General features: G+C 70.6%; 5 protein-coding genes. 4 read left to right on the forward strand and 1 reads right to left on the reverse strand.

All coding sequences use genetic code 11. The features are described from left to right. The first annotated feature begins 73 nt into the window (after positions 1-73). Both ABEA43_RS52030 and ABEA43_RS52035 read left to right on the forward strand, forming a co-directional pair. A complete protein-coding gene (locus tag ABEA43_RS52030) occupies positions 74-1,639 on the forward strand; it encodes an AbgT family transporter (RefSeq protein ID WP_425570580.1) in 1,566 nt (521 codons plus the stop codon). Positions 1,640-1,653: 14 nt separating this feature from the next. Then, positions 1,654-2,784, forward strand: coding sequence for a M20 family metallopeptidase (locus tag ABEA43_RS52035; RefSeq protein WP_345573863.1), 1,131 nt, complete (start codon positions 1,654-1,656; stop codon positions 2,782-2,784). Positions 2,785-2,807: 23 nt separating this feature from the next. Here the strand turns inward: ABEA43_RS52035 and ABEA43_RS52040 are convergent, their stop codons facing one another. Next, a complete protein-coding gene (locus tag ABEA43_RS52040; RefSeq protein WP_345573865.1) occupies positions 2,808-3,833 on the reverse strand; it encodes an ROK family transcriptional regulator in 1,026 nt (341 codons plus the stop codon). Positions 3,834-3,906: 73 nt separating this feature from the next. Here ABEA43_RS52040 and ABEA43_RS52045 point away from each other — a divergent pair, with 73 nt between their 5' ends. Together ABEA43_RS52045 and ABEA43_RS52050 are read left to right on the forward strand one after the other, a co-directional pair. Then, positions 3,907-5,097 (forward strand): MFS transporter, encoded by a 1,191-nt coding sequence (locus tag ABEA43_RS52045; RefSeq protein ID WP_345573867.1) that lies wholly within the window; start codon positions 3,907-3,909, stop codon positions 5,095-5,097. A 350-nt stretch (positions 5,098-5,447) separates the two neighbouring features. Next, positions 5,448-5,960: a hypothetical protein gene (locus tag ABEA43_RS52050; protein WP_345573869.1), complete on the forward strand. Its 513-nt coding sequence runs from the start codon at positions 5,448-5,450 to the stop codon at positions 5,958-5,960. Positions 5,961-6,135 lie beyond the last annotated feature (175 nt).

Raw genomic sequence — 6,135 nt, forward strand, 5'->3', positions numbered from 1 at the left:
GTGACTCACGACGGCGCCTCCTGCTTTTCCCTAACTACGACTTGTCAGGATGTGCGCCGACCCCATGTAATGGATGACCGTAATACGGAAAGGAGGCGGCCCGGTGAGCTCCGTGACGGGATCGCGTTCGCTGAACACGCTGCTGCGCGTGCTGGGCGGCATCGAACGCGTGGGCAACAGACTGCCTCATCCGTTCTGGTTGTTCGTCATCCTGAGCGCGGTGCTCGGCCTGGTGAGCTGGGGTCTGGCGGCGGCCGGGACGTCGGCGGTCAACCCGGCGACGAACAAGACGGTCGCGGCCAAGAACCTGCTGTCGTTCGACGGCGTGCAGATGATGGTCAGCGACGCGATCAAGAACTACACGTCGTTCCCGCCCCTCGGCACGATCCTGGTCGTGATGCTCGGCGTCGCGGTCGCCGAGCGCTCGGGCCTGCTGGCCGCCGTGCTGCGCTCCGGGGTGGCGAAGGTGTCGCCGAAGTGGGTGACGTTCGCGCTGGCGTTCACCGGGATGGTGTCGCACGTGGCCACCGACGCCGCGTACGTCGTGCTCATCCCGCTCGGCGCGCTGGCCTTCCGCGCGGTGGGGCGCAGCCCGATCCTCGGCATCGTGGTGGCGTTCGTGTCCATCTCGGCGGGCTACGACGCAAGCCCGCTGGTCACGCCGGTGGACGCCATCCTGTCCGGGCTGACCACGGCCGCCGCGCACACGATCGACCCCGCGTACGTGGTCACCCCGCTGGCCAACTACTACTTCTCGCTGGCCTCCTCCCTGGTGCTGGCGGGCGCGATCACGCTGGTGACCGAGCGCGTGCTGGCGCGCCGGGTCGAGGCGCTGCCCGTCGATCCCGACGCCGACGAGGAGGGCCTGGGCTCGCTGACGCTCAGCGCCGCGGAACGCCGCGGGCTGCGGGCCGCGCTGATCGCACTCGTGGTGTTCCTGGTCGCGATGGTCGCGGCCGTCCTGCCCACCGGGTCGCCGCTGCGCGGCGAGGGCGGCAGCATCGTGCAGTCGCCGCTGCTCACCTCCATCGCGGTCTTCCTCGGGCTGGCGTTCCTGGCCGTCGGCTGGGCGTACGGCAAAGCCGCGGGAACGGTCACCAGCAGCAAGGACATCCCGGGCTTCATGGCCCACGGGCTGCGCGAGATGGCGCCGATCCTGGTGCTGTTCTTCGCGATCTCGCAGTTCCTGGCCTACTTCAAGTGGACCGGCATCGGCGAGATCCTCGCGATCAACGGCGCGGACCTGCTGAAGTCGGCCGGGGTGAGCGGGCCCGTGGTGTTCCTCGGCATCCTGCTCGTGGTGACGGTGATCAACCTGGTGGTGACCAGCGGGTCGGCGCAGTGGGCACTGGTCGCCCCCGTGTTCGTGCCGATGCTGATGCTGCTCGACATCCCGCCCGAATACACCCAGGCGCTCTACCGCATCGCCGACTCCTGCACGAACGCGATCACGCCGATGAGCCCGTACTTCGTGATGGCGCTCGGGTTCCTGCAGCGCTACCGGCGCTCGGCCGGGATCGGCACGCTGGCCTCCATGACCATCCCGCTGGCCCTCACCCTGCTCGTCGTCTGGACGCTGCTGTTCTTCGTGTTCTGGTGGCTCGGCATCCCGCTCGGCCCCGGTGCGCCCGTACCCTAGAAAGGATCTTCGTTTTGATCACCGACTGGGCCCGGCAGGCCCTCCCGGCCATGCTCGGCGACCTCAAGGCCGTGGTGGAGCTGGAGACCCACAGTTACGACAAGGCCATGCTGGTCAAGGGCCTGCGGGAGATCCGTTCCAGGGCCGTCGGACGGCTCGGGACGCCGGACGAGGAGGTCCTGCACGACGGCGGCCAGTACGGCGACATCCTGGAGCTGACCTATCGCGGCACCGCGCCGGGGACCGTGCTCATGCTCAGCCACTACGACACCGTGTGGCCGGCCGGGACGCTGACCTCGTGGCCGTTCACGGTGGTGGAGGGCAAGGCGACGGGGCCCGGCGTGTTCGACATGAAGACGGGCCTCGTGCAGTCGATCTGGGCCCTGCGCGGGCTGCGTGAGCTGGGGCTGCCGCATCCGAGCGTGCGGTTCCTGTTCAACGGCGACGAGGAGATCGGCAGCCCGGCCTCGCGCGAGCACATCGAGGCGGCCAGCCAGGACGCGCTGGCCACGCTGGTCTTCGAGGCCTCGCTCGACGGCGCGCTCAAGACCGCGCGCAAGGGCGTGGGGCTGTTCAACGTGAGCGTGACCGGGGTGGAGGCGCACGCGGGGCTGGATCCGTACGCGGGGGCAAGCGCCATCCACGCGCTGGCCGAGATCGTCACCACGCTGGCCGCCGCCGGCTCACGCGAACGCGGCACCACCGTGAACGTCGGCCTGATCGGCGGCGGCACCGGCCGCAACGTCGCGGCCGGACGGGCGACGTGCGGCGTCGACGTCCGTGTGACGGACGTGGCGGAGATGGGGCGGATCGACGACGTGTTCGCCGACCTGCGGGTGTCCGACCCGCGGGTGTCGATCTCCGTCGCCGGGGAGTGGAACCGTCCTCCGATGACCCCGAACACCGCCTCGCAGACGCTGTTCAAGCTGGCGACGGAGGTGGCCGGCGAGTTCGGCTGGCTGGTGGACGAGGCCGCGGTCGGGGGCGCGAGCGACGGGAACCTCGTCTCGGCGCTCGGGCGGCCGGTGCTGGACGGGATGGGCGCGGTGGGCGACGGGGCGCATGCGCGGCACGAGCATGTGCTGGTCGAGCACATCCCGGAGCGGACGGCGCTGACGATCGGCCTCGTCACGGCACTGACGTAGCAGGCCGTCCGACGAGAGCGCTCTCAGGCGACGCGGCTGAAGACGTGGTCCCGAGCCAGAGTGAGGGCCGTCAGCACGGCGCCCTGGAGCACCGCGTTGCCTGCCACGGTGCTGGCACGGACCTCGGCGGGCGCCGGGGCCAGCTCCCGTAGCCGCGCGGCCACCTCGCCGGCCAGCCCGTCACCCCCTTCCTGCCCGATCTCGCCGCCGAGCACGACGAGCCCCGGGTCCAGGAGCGTGACGAAGGCGAACGCGCCCTTGGCCACGCGGCCGGCGAGCTCCGCGCGGTCGAGCCCGTCCGCCACGGCCTTCGTGACCAGGTTGCAGAAGGCGATGCCGTCCACCTCCAGGAACCCGATCTCGCCCGCGCCACCGGACATCCCCCGGCGCAGCCGCCCTCCGAGCACGATCGCCGCGCCCACACCGTCGCCCAGCCAGATCAGCACGAAGTCCTCGGCCCCCTGAGCGGCGCCGGTGCTCAGCTCGGCGATGGCGGCCAGGTTGACCTCGTTCTCGAGGATCACCGGCACGCCGAGGCGCTCACGCCACGAGGCCACCAGGCCGGGCCGCCAGCCGGGCACGTCGTTGGACGACACCAGCTCCCCGTCGCGCGGCGCGACCAGCCCGGGCGCGCCGACCACGACCGTGTCGAGCGGGCGGCCTCCTGCGGCCTCGGCGAGGGCGGCGGCCACGAGGTCCACCAGATCACCGCCGACCGCCTTCGTGGCCGAGCCGACGATCCGCCCCGTGAGGTCCGCGACCGTGACGGCGACGCTCTCGCGCCGCAGGTCCACGCCTGCCACGTGAGCCCGGTCCGCCACCAGGCCGTACAGGCGCGCGTTCGGCCCCCGCCGATCCTCTCCCGACTCCCCCGCGGCGGCGATGAGCCCGCCTTCCGTGAGGCGCTCGATCAGGTCGGACACGGTCGGCCTGGACAGGCCCGTCAGGGTGCGGAGCTGGGGCGCGCTCAGCGGCCCTCGCTCCAGCAGCAGGTCGAGTGCCAGTCGGTCGTTGATCGCGCGGGCCATGGCCGGGGTCGCCGTCTTCACGCTTCCCATAATAATCAGGGAACCTGCCTGATACATCTTTTCATCAGGAACCCTGCCTGATAGTTTTCAGCCCATGAGCCACCATCGAGCCATCGCAGCGGTCTTCGCCGTGCACGGGGCCGTCGCGGGCACCTTGTCCACCCGTATCCCGTGGATCCAGGACCAGTTGGACCTCGACCCCCGTCTCCTCGGCCTCGCGCTCCTGTGCCCGCCGATCGGCGCGTTCATCGGCATGCCCATGGCCGGCCGCCTGGCCTACCGATTCGGCGGCCGCGCCGCCAGCCGCGCCCTGATCGCGCTGTGGTGCGCGGCCCTGGCCCTGCCCGCGCTCTCGCCGTCGCCCGTCTGGCTGTTCGCCGCGTTCCTGCTGTTCGGGGCGGCCGCGGGTCTGTCCGACGTCACGATGAACGCCCACGCCGTCGTGCTCGAACGCCGGCTCGGCCGCTCGATCATGTCCAGCCTGCACGGCATGTGGGCGGTGGGCAGCCTGGCAGCCGGCGGACTCGGAACCCTGGCCGCGCAGGCGGGGATCGACGCCCGACTCCACCACGGCGTGATGTCGGCGGCCTTGCTCCTGCTGAGCGCATTCGCCGGCCGCGGCCTCCTGGCGGACGACTCGCCGGCCGCCGGCGCGCCCGCACCCCGGCGCTTCGCCCTGCCCTCGCGGGCGATCCTGCCCATCGGGCTGGTCGGCTTCTGCGCGACGTTCGCCGAGGGCGCCAGCGCGAACTGGTCCGCCGTCTACCTCACGGAGGTCGCCGAGGCCGGTCCCGGGGTCGCGGCGGCCGGCTACACCATCTTCATGTTCTGCATGGCCGGCACGCGCCTGCTCGGGGACCACGTCATCCGGCAGCTCGGCCCCGTACGCGCCGTCAGGGCAGGCGGGGCCGTAGCGGTCCTCGGCGGCGTCATCGTCGTCCTGGCCCGCACGCCGGCGCTCGGCATAGCCGGGTTCGCCCTGGTGGGGCTGGGGGTGGCGGTGATCGTGCCGCTGGTGTTCACGGCGGCGGGCAACTCGGGCACGTCTCCTGGGGAGGCGATCACCGGGGTGGCCACGATCACGTACCTGTCGGGGATGGTGGCTCCGGCTGTCACGGGGTGGGTGGCCGGGGGGCTGTCGTATCCGGCGGCGTTCGCGATGATCACCGGCGTGATGGTCATACTCACGCTGCTCGCCCAGGCCCTGCGGCCGTCCGCGGGCGCGTCCCCGCAGGCGCCTCTTGCGCCCGAGGAGCCGAGGACGTCGGTGAAGGCGCAGAACTGATCCGAAACTGATCGGCAAGAAGCGAGAGGCCTTGTGCCCGCAACCACCTGGCGCCGGCGAAGGACTGGCCTACGTCATACGCGGACGCGACCCCTTCGCCCGCCCCCTGGCCACCCGGTCATCCACCGCCGCAGCATGGGGCACCGAGGCCACACCGCCGCAATCCACGGCGCATCGGCCCGCCTGGAGATCAACTCCTGCACCAACGCCGACATGCTCCCCCGGCTGGGACGATCCCAGCGCCACGCCCAATATCGCAAGAAATTACCGGTGGACATGAGAACAGCGTGCTTACCCAGGCATGACAAACCAACCACGCTATCGATAAATGTGGCGTGGACGTTAAGACGGTGGAACGCTGGGTCCAGGACGAAACGCGCATTCCGCACATGCGACACCAATGGGCCGCCGCAGAGGCACTAGGAGCTGAGACAGCAGTGCTATGGCTGGCGAAGGTCCTCAAGCGGAAGGCACAGCAGGCCTGCCAGGTCCGGTTCCTGGTCGGCAACCCGGAGAGCGACGTCACCCGCCGCCGTGAGGAGGTGGAGAACGTCCCGCTGACCGTCTCCACACGCATCCGGATCACGCTGTCGGAGATCGAGCAGCTACGCGACGTTCCCGGAGTCGAGGTCCGGTTCGGTGACGAGCACATCGCCATGAGCGTGCTCCGGTTCGATGCGGAGATGCTCGTCACGCCACACCTGGCCAAGCTCGTCGGGCACGACTTTCCGATGCTGCACCTACGGCGGTATCAGGAAGACGGGCTGTTCGACCGCTTCGCCTACCATGCCTCTGAGCTGTGGAGTAACAGCCGTGACGGGTGGCAGCAGTCGCAGCCTTCAGGCCAGATTCCGAGCGACTAAGCGGGTGACGATCGGCCCGTCGCCGATCAACCGTGTCGGGTCGGCCGATAGGTCAGCACCTGCGTGTGGCCGTCGAAGGTCCGGGCGTCGAGCAGTTCGAGGTCGAAGTCGTCGGCACCGTCGAAGATCCGGTCCACGCCGGTCGTCCCGGAGATCACGGGGAAGACCGTCACCT

Source organism: Nonomuraea rosea (genome assembly GCF_039539705.1).
Classification (GTDB): domain Bacteria; phylum Actinomycetota; class Actinomycetes; order Streptosporangiales; family Streptosporangiaceae; genus Nonomuraea; species Nonomuraea rosea.